The sequence below is a fragment of the Acinetobacter sp. 148 genome, assembly GCF_031196675.1.
Lineage (GTDB): Bacteria > Pseudomonadota > Gammaproteobacteria > Pseudomonadales > Moraxellaceae > Acinetobacter > Acinetobacter baumannii.
This window is the reverse complement of sequence record NZ_JAVIMT010000015.1, coordinates 1-16,794: the sequence shown is the minus strand read 5'-3', so window position 1 is coordinate 16,794 and position 16,794 is coordinate 1. Positions and strand designations below refer to the sequence as shown.

The 16,794-nt window shown below is 37.2% G+C and carries 15 protein-coding genes and 1 pseudogene; 8 read left to right on the top strand and 8 right to left on the bottom strand.

Annotated elements, in window-relative coordinates; all coding sequences use genetic code 11:
- Positions 1-17 precede the first annotated feature (17 nt).
- Positions 18-1,391: a UDP-N-acetylmuramate:L-alanyl-gamma-D-glutamyl-meso-diaminopimelate ligase gene (gene mpl / locus RFX69_RS02430; RefSeq protein WP_000550108.1), complete on the bottom strand. Its 1,374-nt coding sequence runs from the start codon at positions 1,389-1,391 to the stop codon at positions 18-20.
- 241 nt (positions 1,392-1,632) lie between these two features.
- On the opposite strand from mpl, the gene RFX69_RS02425 reads away from it, so the two are divergent.
- The 4 genes from RFX69_RS02425 (at position 1,633) to RFX69_RS02410 (ending at position 5,803) form a co-directional block, all read left to right on the top strand.
- Complete coding sequence (locus tag RFX69_RS02425; protein ID WP_085943970.1) at positions 1,633-1,995, top strand: DMT family protein; 363 nt, start codon at positions 1,633-1,635, stop codon at positions 1,993-1,995.
- 183 nt (positions 1,996-2,178) lie between these two features.
- On the top strand, positions 2,179-2,691 hold the full coding sequence (gene purE / locus RFX69_RS02420; protein ID WP_000994663.1) for a 5-(carboxyamino)imidazole ribonucleotide mutase: 513 nt from the start codon (positions 2,179-2,181) through the stop codon (positions 2,689-2,691).
- A gap of 9 nt (positions 2,692-2,700) precedes the next feature.
- Complete coding sequence (locus tag RFX69_RS02415) at positions 2,701-3,822, top strand: 5-(carboxyamino)imidazole ribonucleotide synthase (RefSeq protein WP_000361785.1); 1,122 nt, start codon at positions 2,701-2,703, stop codon at positions 3,820-3,822.
- 688 nt (positions 3,823-4,510) lie between these two features.
- Positions 4,511-5,803 carry a lytic murein transglycosylase gene (locus RFX69_RS02410; RefSeq protein WP_001252439.1) on the top strand — a complete coding sequence of 431 codons (1,293 nt, stop codon included), beginning with the start codon at positions 4,511-4,513 and terminating at the stop codon, positions 5,801-5,803.
- A gap of 49 nt (positions 5,804-5,852) precedes the next feature.
- On the opposite strand, the gene RFX69_RS02405 is transcribed toward RFX69_RS02410, so the two are convergent.
- The 6 genes and pseudogenes from RFX69_RS02405 to RFX69_RS02380 all read right to left on the bottom strand — a co-directional run bounded on the left by RFX69_RS02405 (position 5,853) and on the right by RFX69_RS02380 (position 12,385).
- Entirely contained in the window at positions 5,853-6,239 is a 387-nt protein-coding gene (locus RFX69_RS02405; RefSeq protein ID WP_001985173.1) for a hypothetical protein, read from the bottom strand.
- 101 nt (positions 6,240-6,340) lie between these two features.
- Positions 6,341-7,351 carry a M57 family metalloprotease gene (locus tag RFX69_RS02400; RefSeq protein WP_271056366.1) on the bottom strand — a complete coding sequence of 337 codons (1,011 nt, stop codon included), beginning with the start codon at positions 7,349-7,351 and terminating at the stop codon, positions 6,341-6,343.
- An 81-nt stretch (positions 7,352-7,432) separates the two neighbouring features.
- Positions 7,433-8,350 carry a matrixin family metalloprotease gene (locus tag RFX69_RS02395; RefSeq protein WP_029423856.1) on the bottom strand — a complete coding sequence of 306 codons (918 nt, stop codon included), beginning with the start codon at positions 8,348-8,350 and terminating at the stop codon, positions 7,433-7,435.
- Positions 8,351-8,679: 329 nt separating this feature from the next.
- Positions 8,680-10,620, bottom strand: a complete 1,941-nt coding sequence (gene dnaK / locus RFX69_RS02390; protein WP_001062605.1) for a molecular chaperone DnaK — start codon at positions 10,618-10,620, stop codon at positions 8,680-8,682.
- Between the two features lie 153 nt (positions 10,621-10,773).
- Positions 10,774-11,328, bottom strand: coding sequence for a nucleotide exchange factor GrpE (grpE, locus tag RFX69_RS02385; protein WP_001262789.1), 555 nt, complete (start codon positions 11,326-11,328; stop codon positions 10,774-10,776).
- A gap of 128 nt (positions 11,329-11,456) precedes the next feature.
- Positions 11,457-12,385 (bottom strand): annotated as a pseudogene (locus tag RFX69_RS02380) (LysR family transcriptional regulator).
- Positions 12,386-12,492: 107 nt separating this feature from the next.
- On the opposite strand from RFX69_RS02380, the gene RFX69_RS02375 reads away from it, so the two are divergent.
- Both RFX69_RS02375 and RFX69_RS02370 read left to right on the top strand, forming a co-directional pair.
- Positions 12,493-13,359, top strand: a complete 867-nt coding sequence (locus RFX69_RS02375) for an MBL fold metallo-hydrolase (protein WP_271056368.1) — start codon at positions 12,493-12,495, stop codon at positions 13,357-13,359.
- Positions 13,360-13,750: 391 nt separating this feature from the next.
- Complete coding sequence (locus RFX69_RS02370) at positions 13,751-13,981, top strand: hypothetical protein (protein ID WP_000733015.1); 231 nt, start codon at positions 13,751-13,753, stop codon at positions 13,979-13,981.
- 173 nt (positions 13,982-14,154) lie between these two features.
- Here the strand turns inward: RFX69_RS02370 and RFX69_RS02365 are convergent, their stop codons facing one another.
- The gene (locus RFX69_RS02365; RefSeq protein ID WP_001274775.1) at positions 14,155-14,481 is read right to left on the bottom strand and encodes a hypothetical protein; all 327 of its coding nucleotides are present in this window, start codon (positions 14,479-14,481) and stop codon (positions 14,155-14,157) included.
- Between the two features lie 210 nt (positions 14,482-14,691).
- Between RFX69_RS02365 and RFX69_RS02360 the strand changes: the two genes are divergently transcribed.
- Positions 14,692-15,762 (top strand): alpha/beta hydrolase, encoded by a 1,071-nt coding sequence (locus RFX69_RS02360; protein ID WP_000123589.1) that lies wholly within the window; start codon positions 14,692-14,694, stop codon positions 15,760-15,762.
- A gap of 143 nt (positions 15,763-15,905) precedes the next feature.
- Entirely contained in the window at positions 15,906-16,463 is a 558-nt protein-coding gene (locus RFX69_RS02355; protein WP_002009385.1) for a peptidylprolyl isomerase, read from the top strand.
- Positions 16,464-16,794 lie beyond the last annotated feature (331 nt).

Here is a 16,794-nt window from a genome sequence, read left to right as displayed (position 1 = left end):
ATCATCTGGAGCGAAAGTTAAGCAGCTTTTGCTTTTAATGCGCTCATAAGTTTTTGATGTAAGCCACCAAAACCACCATTCGACATAATTACAACGGCATCGCCCTCACCTGCTTCATTGACAATACGGTCAATAATTTCATCAAGTGAACGGCTGACTTGGGCATGGTTAGTCGCGGCTTCAATCACAGGTTGTAAATCCCAATCTAGGCCTTCTGGCTGATACCAGATCACTTCGTCTGCTAAACGTGCAGAATGTGCTAAGCCATCTTTATGGCTACCCATGCGCATGGTATTTGAACGTGGCTCAATAATGGCCCATAAACGACGTTCGCCTAAACGTTTACGTGCGCCATCTAAAGTCGTGTCGATTGCTGTTGGATGGTGAGCGAAGTCATCATAAACCTCAATACCATTGATCGTGCCGAGTAACTCCATACGGCGTTTTACACCACCAAAGTTAGACAAAGCTTCACATGCCTTTTCAAGCGAAACGCCTACATGCTGAGCGGCTGCAATCGTTGCCAGTGCATTCGCTACGCTATGTTGCCCTGTCATGCTCCATTTCACTTCGCCAACAACATTGCCATTTTCGAGTACTTTAAAATGGCTGCCATCAATTGAAATTAATTCGGCAGACAAAGTAGCTTTTTCATTTGCTTCTAAACTTGTACGAATCACTGGTGTCCAGCAACCCATTTCAAGTACTTCATCAATATGTGTTTCAGTAATTGGCGCAATAATACGGCCTTCACTTGGAATAGTACGAACCAGATGATGGAATTGCTTTTGAATCGCTGCTAGGTCATCAAAAATATCGGCATGGTCAAATTCAAGGTTATTTAAAATCGCCGTTTTTGGATGATAATGAACAAACTTAGAACGTTTATCGAAGAAAGCTGAGTCATATTCGTCGGCTTCAACCACAAAGTATTTGCCACCCCCTAAACGAGCGCTTTCACTAAAACCAAGTGGAACACCGCCAATTAAAAAGCCCGGGTTTAAACCCGCCTGATCAAGTACCCAAGCGAGCATGGTTGTCGTAGTTGTTTTCCCGTGAGTACCCGCCACACCAAGCACATGTTTACCTTGTAAAACGTGATCAGCAAGGAACTGTGGACCAGAAATATATGGCAGGCCTTCATTTAACATGTATTCGACGGCATCTATACCACGTTTCATGGCATTACCGACAATAACCAAGTCCGGATGAGGCTGTAAATGGCTACGGTCATAGCCTTGCATGAGTTCAATACCTGCATTTTCTAACTGGGTAGACATTGGCGGGTAAACGTTTGAATCGGAACCTGTTACCTTATGTCCTAAATCACGAGCTAAAAGTGCTAAAGAGCCCATAAAAGTGCCACAAATACCCAAGATATGCAGATGCATTGCTCGCCTTCTCCACTGCTTTTGTACACAGTATTAATGTGAATTACTGTGTTTTCATTATTGATAAATTTGCCAGCAACGATAGCAAGGCTCAACTGGAAAAGATAGTCAAAATTCGTTGTTGTTCTATGTGTTTGAGGCGTTCATAAAAGTACAGCTTTATTTTTTAGATTTAAGCTGAATTACAGTTTTATCTTTTATAATATTTTCGATCCATATTAATACTTACATCATCGTGATGATGAAGGATGTGCCTTTGAGCCCAACGGTTTTAGCTTTCGTTCTGTTAATTATTTCTAACTGTTTTATGACACTTGCATGGTACGGGCATCTTAAGTTTTTGCACCACGCACCATTCTGGCAAGCGATTTTATTCGGTTGGGCTATTGCCCTGCTCGAATATAGTTTTATGATTCCGGCAACTCGACTCTTGAGTGACCAAGGTTGGACTTTGGGTGAAATGAAAATTACCCAAGAAGTTGTCACGCTTATTGTATTTGTTCCATTTATGGTGTTGCTATTTAAGCAGCCGTTCAAGCTAGACTATGTTTGGGCTATGTTATGCCTGTTTGGTTGTGTCTATTTTGTATTTAGAAGCCAGTAAAATTATATGAAATTGGGTTTTCAGACAGATCGTTGTTAAATCCATCGGAATCATGCTTTTTCCACATAAACTTGGGCTTTGGGGTGAGTGAAAAAACAGCTATAATATTGGCCTCATCTTTTTCTCTCATGCTTGGCTTGGTACAAGTCGAGTTTTTACCATTTTTACGCTTTGGAAATGCCAATGAACGCGGTCGCAACAGATACCCAACCTTTAGTCGGAATTATCATGGGTTCCCAGTCCGATTGGGCAACGCTTGAACATACTGCCAATATGCTTAAACAACTTGGTGTCCCATTTGAAGCGGAAGTGGTATCTGCTCACCGTACTCCGGACCGTTTGTTTGAATATGCAGAAACTGCGCGTGATCGTGGTATTCAAGTGATTATTGCAGGCGCTGGTGGAGCTGCGCATTTACCAGGTATGTGTGCGGCAAAAACTGATTTACCTGTATTGGGTGTACCAGTTAAATCATCAATTTTAAATGGCGTAGATTCATTACTTTCAATTGTACAAATGCCAGCAGGTATCGCTGTAGGTACTTTGGCAATTGGTCCGGCTGGTGCGACCAATGCTGCGATTATGGCTGCTCAAATCTTAGGTTTAACTCGTCCTGAAATCGCAAAAAATGTTGCAGATTTCCGTGCTGCACAAACTGATAAAGTTGCAAGCAACAATATTCCGGGACAGGTTTAAGAGGCTGAAATGGATAAAACTATCGGTATTTTTGGTGGTGGGCAATTGGGCCGTATGATGGCGCAAGCAGCTTTACCATTAAATATTCAATGTACTTTTTTTGAAGCAAATACAGATTGTCCAGCAGGTGTTTTAGGCCAAGTTTTTTCTAGTCAAGATGAACAAGGTTTAAAGCAGTTTATTGAAAGCGCTGATGTTTTCAGTCTTGAGTTTGAAAATACACCTGTTGCAGATGTAGATGTGTTAACACAAACTAAAACACTGCACCCTCCCCGTATTGCTTTAGCAACTGCGCAAAATCGGTTGTCAGAAAAAGCATTGTTTGATGAACTTGCGATTCCTGTTGCGCCGTATCGTGCTGTAGATAGCCTAGAAAGCTTGAAAAAAGCTGTTGCTGAGCTTGGTTTACCAATTGTACTTAAGACTGCAACTGGCGGGTATGACGGTAAAGGTCAGTTTGTACTTCGTTCAGAAGACCAAATTGATACAGCTTGGGCAGAGCTTGGTCCTGCAAAAAGCTTAGTGGCTGAAAGTTTTGTGAAATTTTCTCGCGAAGTTTCGATTATTGCAGTACGTGGTCAAAATGGTGAAGTGAAGACTTGGCCATTGGCTGAAAACCACCATCACAACGGTATTTTGTCTCACTCAATCGTACCTGCACCGAATAGTGAAGCTCTACAACCTGTTGCTCAAGACTACATTACGCGTTTGTTGAATCATCTTAACTATGTCGGTGTATTGACTCTAGAGTTATTTGTGACAGAACAAGGCTTGTGTGCAAATGAGATGGCACCACGTGTGCATAACTCAGGTCACTGGTCAATTGAAGGTGCCGTATGTTCACAGTTTGAAAATCATATTCGAGCTGTTGCAGGACTACCATTGGGGTCAACAGACGTTGTTCGACCAACGGTTATGATCAATATTATTGGTCAGCATCCTAAAACTGAAGATGTTTTAGCACTAAATGGCGCTCATCTGCACCTTTATAACAAATCGGAACGTGCTGGCCGTAAGTTAGGTCACATTACGTTAATGCCTGTGGATAGTAATGAATTGACGAATTTATGCCGTCAGTTAGCGAAAATTTTGCCAGAACCACTCGCTTTAACAGATGATATGATCATTTAAATAAGTTAAATTTTCTAAAAAGCGATCTTCGGATCGCTTTTTTTTGTCTTTTAAATTTAAAAAATATTAAAAACCTGTTATTTGCTCACTGTGGATAACTTTTGTTGAGCTTTTGAATTTAAATATAGGCCCTAATTTTGAATTTAAAAATGAAATAAGTTGTTTTGAGAGTTTTTGAATTTAAAATAAGTTATCCCCAATACTTAAAGTTTGAATTTAAATCTGGTACTCCAGCTTGTGTTTGTTTTGAATTTAAAAAGATGTATGTCGTCTGAATGATATTTTGAATTCAAAACTGCGCCTGACTTTTAAATTTAAAACGTATATTCATGAGTAGCCAAGGGTTTGTACTTCACAAGAGTTATGAAAAGCATAAAGAATATAGTGTGTAAGGCACTTTAGGTGTGTGGTTTTATGAGTTATCCACAAGTGGATGGGGCTTGGATTTTTAAATTTAAAATGAAGTTTTTGAATTTAAATTAGAGGGCAGATTTTGAATTTAAAAATTAATTCATCTTGTGAGGAAAGTTTTAAATTCAAAAATAGAGGGGAAATTTGAATTTAAAACTCTGGAAATGAATTTAAAGAAGTAATTATGAATTCAAATTTACGATTTCTCTCTGAAAAATTTGAGTCCATAATGGTATGGTACTTACAAATTTAAATTTAAAAATTGAACTAGGATAATATGCGACGTTTTTCTTGTATTGTTGGGTCTGTATTTTTGGCGATGACCCAGGCTCAAGCAGAGCTGGTAATTAATGGTTCTACAATATCTAGTAATGCGACTGTTCCGGTAACGAATAGTGATACTTATACGCCTAATAATAATTTCCAGAGCTGTTTGGCAAATTTACGTTCACAGGCTATTGCTGCTGGTGTTTCAGGTAGCACTTATGATCGCTATACGCAAAATTTAACACCAGATTACTCGGTGATTGATAAGTTAAATTACCAACCAGAGTTTTCGACACCGATTTGGGATTATTTGTCTGGTCTGGTAGATGAAGAACGTGTTGCACTTGGAAAACAAAAACTTGCACAACACCGGGATGTTTTAAATCGTGCTTCTCAAGTGTATGGTGTGCCTGCTGAAACCATTGTAGCAGTATGGGGCGTTGAAAGTAATTTTGGTGATATCTCTGGAAAATATCCTTTATTACAAGCGCTTGGTACTTTAAGTTGTGAAGGGCGCCGGCAAAGTTATTTCCGTACCGAGTTTTTTGCCACAATGCGTATTTTACAGCGTGGTGACTTAACTGAAGATCAACTTAAAGGTTCATGGGCAGGAGCATTTGGTCATACTCAATTTATGCCATCAACTTATGAACGCTTAGCGGTTGATTTTGATGGAGATGGCCGACGCGATTTAGTATCGAGTACTGCAGATGCATTGGCTTCAACGGCTAATTTCTTGAATAAAGCAGGTTGGCAGACGGGTATGCCTTGGGGCTTTGAAGTTCAAATTCCAGCAGGCATGTCAATTGATGGAGAAGGACGACGCTCGAAAAAACCATTAAGCAGTTGGAGTGCGCGAGGAGTAACACGGATTGATGGTTCGCCACTAATACAAGGTCCTTTGTCTGGTAGTACGCCAGCCGGTTTAATGGCTCCAGCAGGACCAAGTGGACCAGTATTTTTAGTATTTAAGAATTTTGATGCTATTTATAGTTACAACGCTGCGGAAAGTTACGGGCTGGCAATTGCACATTTGTCTGATCGCTTAAGAGGAGCAGGTCCATTTGTTAGCTCTTGGCCAACTGATGATCCTGGTACTTCACGTGCAGAGCGTCGCGAAATTCAGCAATTTTTGATTAATCGTGGTTATGATATTGGTGCTGTTGATGGATTGATTGGCGATAAAACCCGTGTTGCTATTCGTCAGGAGCAAACCCGTTTAGGTTTAAATCCAACAGGACGGGCAGGGCAACAAATTTTACGTGCATTTCGCCAAGAACAAGCACGAAAAATGATGCAATAAAATATTAAATAAAAAAGGTCTGCATATGCAGACCTTTTTTATTAAACAGCTAAACTATAGATTGATCTAGTTTAACTGCTTCCAATATATCAAAAATAACTGAGGTAACATCTTGGCTTAAATCACGGTCATTAAAGATTTCATAAGCAGTAATTGTGACATCTGTATCACTTGGTAGCTGCTTTTGTTCTTCTTCAATTAGGTGCTCGATAGGCAATAATGTCTGCTTAACTTCCAGATGTAAAATATCTTTATATTCAATATTTTCATCTTCAAGCTCAATTTCTTGCTCATTGAAGTAAGGTAATAAAATAGAATGAAGGTAAGGTTTAAGTTCAATAATATCAAATAGTTCGATATCTCGAGTTTGCTCAATCGTACTAATATGATCATTTACTTCAATCAGGATATGATAATAACTCATCTTGATCTCCATTCTATTTTAGACGGCTCTTACAACCACAATAACATGACTTTGACATGAATTTCGATGTATCTATTTATAAAATAGATACATCGTATGAGTTCAGTATCTAATTATTGAGGTAAAGCGCTTAATAGATCACGATCAGCATCAGTTAAAATATTACTTTTTTTATCGCTATCTTTTCGAACTGAGTACATTAAAGCACCCGGTTGATCACTATGTTTTAAGCCAAGTGCATGGCCTAATTCATGAGCAATCGTTAAACGTAAATCATCAATAGAACTATATTCATAGATCATGATTTGTTTACCGTTATAAATACCTTTCTTAAATACATCAGCTTGGGCATTTTGCTTAAACTGATTTAATGATTGATTGAATTCATCATTAATCTGGTTAAAGTGAGTAACCTTTTTATTTAAGTCTGCAGCTTGCTGATTATAAGCAGCGATATCTTTCTTTAAAGCAACTGTCTGTTTTTGTAAATCTTTCTGAGTTTTCGAAAGTGATTTTGCAGTGTATTCAGGTGCTAATTTTCCTTCCTTAAACTGCATCATCTGTTGATCAAAATTCTTCAATTTCTCATTTAAGATCTGTTTTTTATTTTCAAGATCCGATTGAGTTTGACTTAAATTTTGCTTCAACTGTTTAATTTGTTGTTGCTCATCAATTACACGTTTTTGGTCTTGTTTGAACTGAGAAGCGATTTTTTGACGCTCTGCTGAACGATTTTGGCTGTCATCGTATACAAGACGAATTTCTAACTTTGCATTTGGGTCATAAGTAAAGTAATTTTTACCTGTACCTTCTTTCCAAATATCAGCAGCTTGCTGTGTAATCTGGATTAATTGCTCTTGACTTAAACCAAAACGAGGGTCAACTTCAGCAATTTTATATGTCAAATGTTGAACATTTTTTTGCTGAACTTGGGTGTGTAGGGGAGTCGCAAGATTAGCATTAGCCTGAAAATTAGAAAAAGCAAAGGCCATGCCTAATAACAAAGAAGTTAAACGCATAATCAAAGGGGGGAGATTTGAAAAAAAACGTATTATAAGAATATAAAATGAAAAATCAATCAAAAAATATACAATTTCGACAAAATAATGAGACTTTCGTCTCATTATTTTTTACCAAATGCCAAATTATTTTTTAGTAAAAATTGAATAGTTTTTATTTTATTTAGTTTATTTAATCAGTTAGTTTTAATGATTTTCGTCATTTGAACCATATAATGTTGCCAATAGATCTAAATCTGAATTTGTTAATTTGAAGTTATGAATATCTTGCTCTCTTAAAAGAGGGTACATCAAAGATTTAGGATCATCGGTGTGTTTTAAACCTAATGCATGTCCAAACTCATGAGCAAGTGTTAGGCGCAGATCATCGAATGAAGTAAAGCCATAAATCTGAATTTGGTTTTGACTAAACAAGCCTTTATGAAAAGTCTTTGAGCCAGAAGTCGTGCTCAAATTAAATTGCTCAATAGATTGATTAAGCAGGTTTTGTTGTTGATTTATTTGCTTAATTTGTCTATTAAGCATTTCTATTTTATTGCTATGTTGAGAAAACTTTGTTTGTAATTCTAACGAAAGCTGGCTTAACTCAGCTTGGCGTTTGTTCAAACTGCTTTGAGTAAATTGCCCATAGTTTCCTTGATTAAAAAGAGATACATCTTTTTGATATTGTTCGAATTTACACTTGAGATTCTCTTTTTCTTTATTCAAAAGAGAGGTTTCCTGATCAATTTGTTGTTTAAATAAAAGAATAGCTTTATTTTTCTCTTTCCATTCTTCCTGCTGCTTTAATAGCTCATTTATACTATTTTTTCTTTCATTTTGAGTAGCTTGTTGGTTGTCCAATACTAAATTAATAGTAAGCTCTGCTTGAGAATCATAAATAAAATAGGTTTTCCCAGTTTCTTTTTGCCAAATTTCAGCTGCTTCTTTACCAATTTGAATAAATTGTTCTTTCGTTAATTCAAAACGTGGATCTATATAATCAATCCTATATTTTAAAGGCTGATTAAAAGAAATATTTGATAAATTGCTTTGAGCAAAAGCAGCTACCTGTAAGCTTATACTGAAGTATAAACTTATTCCCCACCATAGAAATTTTTTCATGGCAAAAATAAAAATATAAATAAATTCTTATTGTTAGGATGTAATCCTTATTCGTCAAAGTGATAAAAATGACCAGAGATAGCGATTGTTTTGTGAACTTGCTAAAGAAAGAGAATAAATAAATACATGTGTTTGGCATTAATGGAAAAATTAATGGATTTCATAACAGTGATTTTAATTTTTTAAAATATCTATAAATAATAAATAGTTAATTTTTATAATTGACTATTATGCCTATTAAGTTCATGGAAATATATAAAAATATTATTGTTACTTTTTGTAAATAATAAAAAACCGCGCCTTCGCGCGGTCTTTTTTAAAGAGACAAATTATTTTTTGTCATCTTTTACTTCAGTGAACTCAGCATCTACAACGCCATCGTCTGCTTTTTGTTGACCAGCATCACCACCTTGGAATGCATTTGGGTCGAAACCTTCAGCACCGCCAGCTTGTTGCGCTTGTTCATAAGCACGTTGAGTGATCGGCATTAAGATGTTTTGTAAAGCTTCTGTTTTCGCTTTGATTGCTTCAACATCATTTTCTTTTGTTGCTGCTTCAAGTTCAGAAACTGCTGTATTTACCGCTGTTTTTTCATCTTCAGTTACTTTGTCACCAAGATCTTTAACAGCTTTGTTTGAGCTTGAAATTAATGCATCAGCTTCGTTACGAGCTTTTGCAAGTTCTTCAAACTTACGGTCTTCTTCAGCATTTGCTTCTGCATCTTTAATCATCGCTTCGATTTCAGCATCAGATAAACCTGAGTTTGCCTTAATCTGGATCGATTGCTCTTTACCAGTGCTCTTGTCTTTTGCAGACACTTTCAAGATACCGTCAGCGTTAATATCGAAAGATACTTCAATTTGTGGCACACCACGTGGAGCAGGTGGGATGTCACCTAACTGGAAGTTACCCAACAATTTGTTTTGTTGAGCCATCTTACGTTCACCTTGGTAAACTGAAATATCTACCGCTGGTTGGTTATCAGCAGCAGTAGAGAACACTTGTGATTTCTTCGCAGGAATCGTTGTGTTTTTCTCAATAATTGGTGTTAATACACCACCCATTGTTTCAATACCTAAAGTTAAAGGTGTTACGTCAAGAAGCAATACGTCGTTCTTGTCACCAGACAATACAGCACCTTGAATTGCAGCACCGATTGCAACTGCTTCGTCAGGGTTCACGTCTTTACGTGGCTCTCTACCGAAGAATTCTTGTACTTTTTGTTGTACAAGTGGCATACGAGACTGACCACCAACTAAGATGACGTCAGAGATGTCAGAAGTCGAAAGACCAGCATCTTTAAGAGCAATCTTACAAGGTTCGATAGTACGAGCAACTAAATCAGCAACTAAACCTTCAAGTTTTGCACGAGTTACGTTGATCACTAAGTGTTTAGGACCAGTCGCATCAGCAGTGATGTATGGAAGGTTGATTTCAGTTGCATTCGAAGAAGAAAGCTCGATTTTTGCTTTTTCAGCAGCTTCTTTCAAACGTTGTAACGCAAGTGGATCGTTTTTCAAGTTTACGTTTTGTTCTTTCTTGAATTCTTCAACCAAGTATTCAATTAACGCGTTATCGAAGTCTTCACCACCAAGGAAAGTATCACCGTTAGTTGATAACACTTCAATTTGTTGGTCACCATCAAGGTCCGCGATTTCAATGATAGATACGTCGAATGTACCACCACCTAAGTCGTAAACTGCAACTTTACGGTCGCCTTCTTTTTTGTCCATACCGAACGCAAGTGCAGCAGCAGTTGGTTCGTTAATGATACGTTTAACATCTAAACCAGCGATTTTACCCGCATCTTTAGTTGCTTGACGTTGAGCATCGTTAAAGTAAGCAGGAACGGTAATTACCGCTTCAGTTACTGTTTCACCTAAATAATCTTCTGCAGTTTTTTTCATCTTTTTCAAGATTTCAGCAGAGATCTGTTGAGGTGCTAGTTTTTTATCGTTTACTTCAACCCAAGCATCACCGTTATCTGCTTTGATGATTTTATAAGGTACAAGACCGATGTCTTTTTGTACTGCTTGATCTTCATAACGACGACCAATTAAACGCTTGATCGCGAATAATGTATTTTTAGGGTTTGTTACTGCCTGACGCTTAGCGCTTTGGCCCACTAAGATCTCGCCATCTTTATATGCAATGATCGATGGAGTTGTACGTGCGCCTTCTGCGTTTTCGATTACTTTTACTTTATCGCCTTCAAGTACAGCAACACATGAGTTGGTAGTACCTAAGTCAATACCAATAATTTTTGCCATTTGGTGTGTTCCTCTAAAATTCTGTTGCAATGTTTTTGCTTGTTATTCGATATGAGAGTCAATCGGTTTTTTTCAAGCATTTTTATGAAAAAAAATCAAAAAACTCTCAAATTCTTGGGCTTTTAGCAAAGAGATGCTTTGCTTTTGCTCATTTTATTGACCAACCATAACCATAGCAGGGCGCAATAAGCGGCCATTTAAGGTATAGCCTTTTTGTAAAACGGTACCGATTTCATTTGCTTTTGCATTTGGATCAATGCCAACAGCTTGGTGTAAATCTGCGTTGAAACCATTTTGAGTATCAGCTTCTACAACGCCAAATTTCTCAAGAGTCGTTAAAAGTGACTTTAAGGTTAACTTAACACCTTCAAGTACAGGCGTTTCTTCATCGCCAGCTGCCTGAATTGCGCGTTCTAAATTGTCGACAGAGTCCAACAATTCTTTTGCAAATTTCTCAAGCACAGTCTCTTTATGCTTCTCAGACTCACGCTGAATACGCTCTACACTTTTTTGTGCTTCGTAAACTGCATTGGCAGTACGAGCTTTTTCAAGCTTAAGATTTTCTTCTAGTTTAGTGATTTGCGCTTGTAAAGATTCAACGGTAACGTCGTTTGCTTGCTCTACACCTTCAGCCTGAGTTTGCTCGTTAGATTGCTCAACTTGCTCATTTTGAATGTCTTGAGCTTGCTCGTTTTGCTCATTAGCCATTGATGATCTCCGTTTAAATGGGTTTTTAAACATGTACAGTCCTTTTTGGCATCAGTATTTACTGTGTAAAACCTGAACTGCCATGCATATGCTGTAATTCATTAATAGGGATGAAGTATGGGCATTGCCTAAAAATTCAAGCGTACACGGTAATTTAAAGCTTTTAATTTTGCGGTTTTAAGTAAAAATCTAAATTTTCGATCATAAAAGCTATAAATTCTTGAGTGATTCGGGGTAAATGTTGTCTAGAAGCATACACGACCGACAAACTTAACTCGGGGGCCGTAAAATTTTTAAATAAAGCTTTTAAGCGTTTTTCTTTTAAATCTTTCTCAACTAATAATGTAGGCAACATTGCGACTCCCTGTGCATGTAAGCACATATCGTAAAGTGCATTCACATCATTACTTTTAAAAGTGACATTTAGAGGATAGTTCTGAGGTTGTTGCTCATTATCAAAAAGTGTCCAGAATTGATGTTGGCTATGATGTGCAATACATTCATGTTGAATGAGTTGACGAGGATGGAGTAGGGGACTGTGCTGTTTTAAATAATCAGGATGAGCACAGAAAACGGATTCGATTTGACAAACTGGCCGTGCAATTAAACCATCTGCGACTTTTTGAGTAATGCGTAGTGCCAAGTCCACTTGTGCATCTATAAGATCCATCGTGCTTTCAGTCAGGTACACATCAAACTGAATATGAGGATGCTGTCTCTTAAATTGCCGAATACATTCCGCAACCCCAAGTTCAAATAGAAATAATCCGCATGTAAAACGGATTGTACCGTTGTGTTGTTCAGGTGCTGCGAGTTCTTGTAAAAGTTGTTGCTGCTGTAAAATATTTTCGCAGTAGAGCAGGGCTTTTTCACCCGCGGGTGTAAGAGATATTTTTCGGGTATTTCTCTGAAATAGTCGAGTTGAGAACGTATGTTCAAGGTGCTCAAGATAACGCGAAACCATTGCACGAGAATAATTAAGATGCTCTGCGGCTTTAGTTAAATTACCGTGTTGTGCAATAGAAACAAAGACCTGAATGGCTTTTAAAGTATCCATATGTCTAGCTATTATTACAATATATGCAACAGTTTATCTTAAATTAGTGCGTTTATCTTACATAAATTGCAATTTAAAGTGTTCTTCATGAAACAGGAGAATACCTAATGAAATTATTTAAATTATCCGCTTCCGCACTTGCTACTGCTACGGCATTAACTATGGCTCAGTCAGCTCTTGCTCAAGATCTGAAAATTCAGAGTTTTCTGGCTAAACCAGAGCACTTTGGTGTCACCTCAACCTTAATAGAAGGCGATAAAGAAGTTTTACTGGTTAATGCACAATTCTCAAAATCTGAAGCATTACGTATTGCTGCAAATATTCTCGATAGCGGTAAAACATTAAAAACTATTTTCGTAAGCTATGGCGACCCGGATTATTATTTCGGCTTAGATGTATTTAAACAGTATTTCCCGAATGTACAGATCATTGCTACGCCGGAAACAGTAAAGCATATTCAGGATACTCAAGCGCTTAAAGTTAAATATTGGGGGCCACAAATGGGTGCAAATGCACCTAGCCGAATTATTGTGCCTCAAGCTTACACTGCTAAAACTTTAAAACTTGAGAATGAGTCAATCGAAATTAAAGGTAAAAAAGAGCTTACTTATTTATGGGTTCCTTCTGCAAAAGCAGTTGTGGGTGGTATTCCGGTATCTTCAGGTATTCATTTATGGATGGCAGATACACCTAAAACCAAAGATCGTGTGGAAGTCATTCAATCTTTAGAAAGCATCAAAGCACTACAACCTAAAATTGTTGTACCTGCTCATATGGTTGAGGGAGCTCCACAAGGTTTAGATGCTGTTAACTTTTCGATTAACTATTTAAATAGTTATGAAAAAGCAGCTAAAGCAACTAAAAATGCTACTGAGCTGAGCAAGCTCATGCAGAAGCAATACCCAACGCTTCAAAGTCTTGATAGCTTAGAGCTCGGTGCTAAAGTGGTAAAAGGTGAAATGCAGTGGCCATAATCTAATGTTTAAGCCATATTAACTTTCAAGAAAGCCGTGCCAATTCACGGCTTTTTTACAGAGAAATCGATTTTAAAAGTCAAAAAGCTCTGTAACAATCTACGCAACTTGTATTGCGTTTCTATAAAGGGAAATATTTTGAATATATCTGTCAACCAGAGAAAAAATAAAAAATTGATAAAATTAAACAAGTGCTTATCTATAGTTTCATTTATAAAATAATATAGTTGATTTAAGAAAGTAATTTTAATAAAAAATTGCAGAATTTGTACCGCTATTACTACAAAAGACAACCAATGATACGCACGTTGAGAAAAAAAATTGTGAATTATAGGCAGCGCGAAGATGAACTTTGCATTTAAATGTTTGTCGTAATGAAAGGAAAGCTATCATGAAAAAATTAGGTCTTATCTCTGTAGTACTTGCTGGTGTTGCATTTACAGCTGTTGGTTGTGCATCAGAAGCTGGTTTAAACGCTTCTGGTTCTGCTCAAACAAGTGCTAGCCCATCTGGCGTACAAGCTGGTGTTGGTGTAGATGCAGGTGTTTCTGGTCAAGCTCAACCAGGTCAAGTTGATGCTGGCGCTTCTGGTTCAGTTTCAGGTTCTGCAACTGCTCAGTAATTTGCTGCTAAAAATAAGAGATATGAGTTTATAGAACGTATATGTTCAAGATGCCGATACATATATGAAATGAGCTGCTACTCATTTTTCTATAAATTAGAGAGAATTTATATTCCTCAAAAAAGCCCCAAGAGACTTATTGCTTTGGGGCTTTTTATATAGAAGTAGTATGTTTAGTCATCATGACGATAATCTCTATGATCATGATCTCGGTCTTCTAAGCGTTTCTTCTCCCATTCACGGTGTCGTTTTTCCCATTCACGACGATCCTTTTGCTGTTCACGAATATCTTTGCGTTGTTGTTCATATAATCTTTTACGCTCTTCCCAACGTTTGCGTTCCCACTCATTATATCGACGTCCATCGTTACGGTCATAACGATCATCATCATGATCATGGTAACCATAACCACCGCGATAATAAGGATCATCTGTATAAGCAACACAGCCTACAGTTAAAAGACTGGTTGCTAACAAAGTAACAACTAGTTTTGCTGACATAGCAGTACCTCTTTTTGTCTGTTAACAATAATTGGCAAAAAAGTCCTGTTTTAAACGACAGATTTGTTAATGACATTTGCTATAAATCAGATTAGCGTAGATTGGTTTTTACCTTTGTATCTTGATTGCATGAGTTGTATGCGAATATAGTCAAACAACAAAGAATTCTGTAGAAAATATGAAGGATAAGAGGGATTCAAGGAGACAGGCATGACAGCATTTAATCAAAAAATTCAAACATTGCTAGATAAGGGGCAAGGTCCTGCTGCTCGAGCACTCGATAGGTTACCTCGACTAGCTCAAGAGTCTCTCGCTAAAATTTTAGGATACTCTTATCAATATCCAGATCTCGATTCATTTACGAAATGCATGATGGCTGTGCAAATTAAACAGGGGAGAGTGGGATTTATTGGTTCAGACCCAATTGAATCAAGAAGAGCATTCGATGCACAAATGCAGGCCATACGCCAAAAACCAACTGATATTGAGTTAGTAGAGGATATTCGGTTACCCCTACAAAGCGGGACTATCTTTGCTAGACATTATCATCCTGCCCCTAATAAAAAACTGCCCTTAATAGTGTTCTATCATGGAGGTGGTTTTGTTGTAGGTGGTTTAGATACTCATGATGAGGTTTGTCGCTTATTAGCAAAATATGCAAAAGTACAGGTGCTCAGTATCGACTATCCTTTAGCACCTGAAGTTTCACCACAACATTTAATTCAATCGTGTGAAGATGCATTAGCTTGGGTTTATCAAAACCGCAGACAATTAAAAATATTAAAAAGTAGAATTGCTGTCGCAGGGGATAGTGCTGGCGGAAATATTAGTACTGTCGTGGCGCAAAGATCAGTAAATAAAGCTTATGCTCCGCAGGCACAATTATTGATTTATCCTACAGTCGACTTCAAAAGCAGACATCCTTCATTTTATGCTTATAACGAAGGGTTAGTCTTAACAAATACTGATATTGACTATGTCACTCAATATTATGCAACGCATCATAATGTAGAACTTGATGATCCAATAATTTCACCTACCTATGGCAATCTAAAGAAAAACCCACCCGCTTTTGTGATTACAGCGGGGCATGATGTCTTACATGATGAAGCTAAAATATATAGCCATAAGTTAAGACAAAATGGTGTGAAAATGCATTATGAAGAATTTCCGGATCAGACTCATGGCTTTATTAACCTGACTCCGATTTCTAGAAAAGCAAAACGTTATACAATCGAAATTAGTAAAAACTTTAGAAAGTTTTGGGATAAAAATAGTTAAGTAAGCTGATTAATCCATGTTTCACGTGGAACGTGGATTAATATAAAAGCTATATAAAGCTATTAATAAATACTCACTAGAATTGTTTGCCGTAGGCGATTAGATTTAACGGTTAATTATTTATAAAGTTGTTGTAGGGCAATATGAAAAAATTACTGATGTTGTTGTGTTTAGGAGTAAGTAGTCACTCAGTGTGGGCGAATACCTTAGTTGAGATGCAAACAAATTTAGGCAACATCGAAATAGAGTTATACGATGATAAAGCACCAATGAGTGTGAATAACTTTAAAGGCTACATAAAATCTGGTTTTTATAAAGAGACCATCTTTCACCGTGTCATTCCAGGATTTATGGCTCAAGGTGGCGGAATGACTGCGAACATGCAGGAAAAGACAACACGAGCACCTATTAAAAACGAAGCGGGAAATGGTATTGCCAATACACGAGGTACTTTGGCGATGGCCCGTACTTCAAATCCTGATTCAGCAACTAGCCAGTTTTTTATAAACGTTGCAGACAATAACTTTCTTAACCGTTCACCAGGAAATCCTGGATATGCCGTTTTTGGTAAAGTGGTCAAAGGAATGGATGTAGTTGACCGTATTGTTCAGGCTCCTACATCAAACTATGGCATGCATCAAAACGTACCAAAACAGCCTATAAAGATAGTAGATATAAAAATCAAAAATTTTCAAAAATAAATTAACTATATAAATCAGTTATTTAATTATTTTTAAAATTTTATTTGGCTGAAAAAGAACCGGTCGAGCGCGCATATTTATAAAAGTGCTTGCGTACCGGTTTTTTTTCCCTATAATGCACTCATCCCGACGCGATACACGAGAATATCTTAGCTTACAGGGTTAAGATGAAGGTTTTGTATTGCGTTGAATTCTGTCTCTGATGAGGAGCAGAAAAATCATTAAGAGAATTGAAGAACAACTTGTGTGGATTTTTACTGATTGATTAATCGAAATAATTTTCATTGATTGATTGGTTTAAATTACTCGAAGTTTATTTGAGCGAAATTTA

Coding starts and splice junctions, on each gene's coding strand:
- mpl (WP_000550108.1), bottom strand. CDS start 1,391: ATGCATCTGCATATCTTGGGTATTTGTGGCACTTTTATGGGCTCTTTA.
- RFX69_RS02425 (WP_085943970.1), top strand. CDS start 1,633: ATGAAGGATGTGCCTTTGAGCCCAACGGTTTTAGCTTTCGTTCTGTTA.
- purE (WP_000994663.1), top strand. CDS start 2,179: ATGAACGCGGTCGCAACAGATACCCAACCTTTAGTCGGAATTATCATG.
- RFX69_RS02415 (WP_000361785.1), top strand. CDS start 2,701: ATGGATAAAACTATCGGTATTTTTGGTGGTGGGCAATTGGGCCGTATG.
- RFX69_RS02410 (WP_001252439.1), top strand. CDS start 4,511: ATGCGACGTTTTTCTTGTATTGTTGGGTCTGTATTTTTGGCGATGACC.
- RFX69_RS02405 (WP_001985173.1), bottom strand. CDS start 6,239: ATGGAGATCAAGATGAGTTATTATCATATCCTGATTGAAGTAAATGAT.
- RFX69_RS02400 (WP_271056366.1), bottom strand. CDS start 7,351: ATGAGACGAAAGTCTCATTATTTTGTCGAAATTGTATATTTTTTGATT.
- RFX69_RS02395 (WP_029423856.1), bottom strand. CDS start 8,350: ATGAAAAAATTTCTATGGTGGGGAATAAGTTTATACTTCAGTATAAGC.
- dnaK (WP_001062605.1), bottom strand. CDS start 10,620: ATGGCAAAAATTATTGGTATTGACTTAGGTACTACCAACTCATGTGTT.
- grpE (WP_001262789.1), bottom strand. CDS start 11,328: ATGGCTAATGAGCAAAACGAGCAAGCTCAAGACATTCAAAATGAGCAA.
- RFX69_RS02375 (WP_271056368.1), top strand. CDS start 12,493: ATGAAATTATTTAAATTATCCGCTTCCGCACTTGCTACTGCTACGGCA.
- RFX69_RS02370 (WP_000733015.1), top strand. CDS start 13,751: ATGAAAAAATTAGGTCTTATCTCTGTAGTACTTGCTGGTGTTGCATTT.
- RFX69_RS02365 (WP_001274775.1), bottom strand. CDS start 14,481: ATGTCAGCAAAACTAGTTGTTACTTTGTTAGCAACCAGTCTTTTAACT.
- RFX69_RS02360 (WP_000123589.1), top strand. CDS start 14,692: ATGACAGCATTTAATCAAAAAATTCAAACATTGCTAGATAAGGGGCAA.
- RFX69_RS02355 (WP_002009385.1), top strand. CDS start 15,906: ATGAAAAAATTACTGATGTTGTTGTGTTTAGGAGTAAGTAGTCACTCA.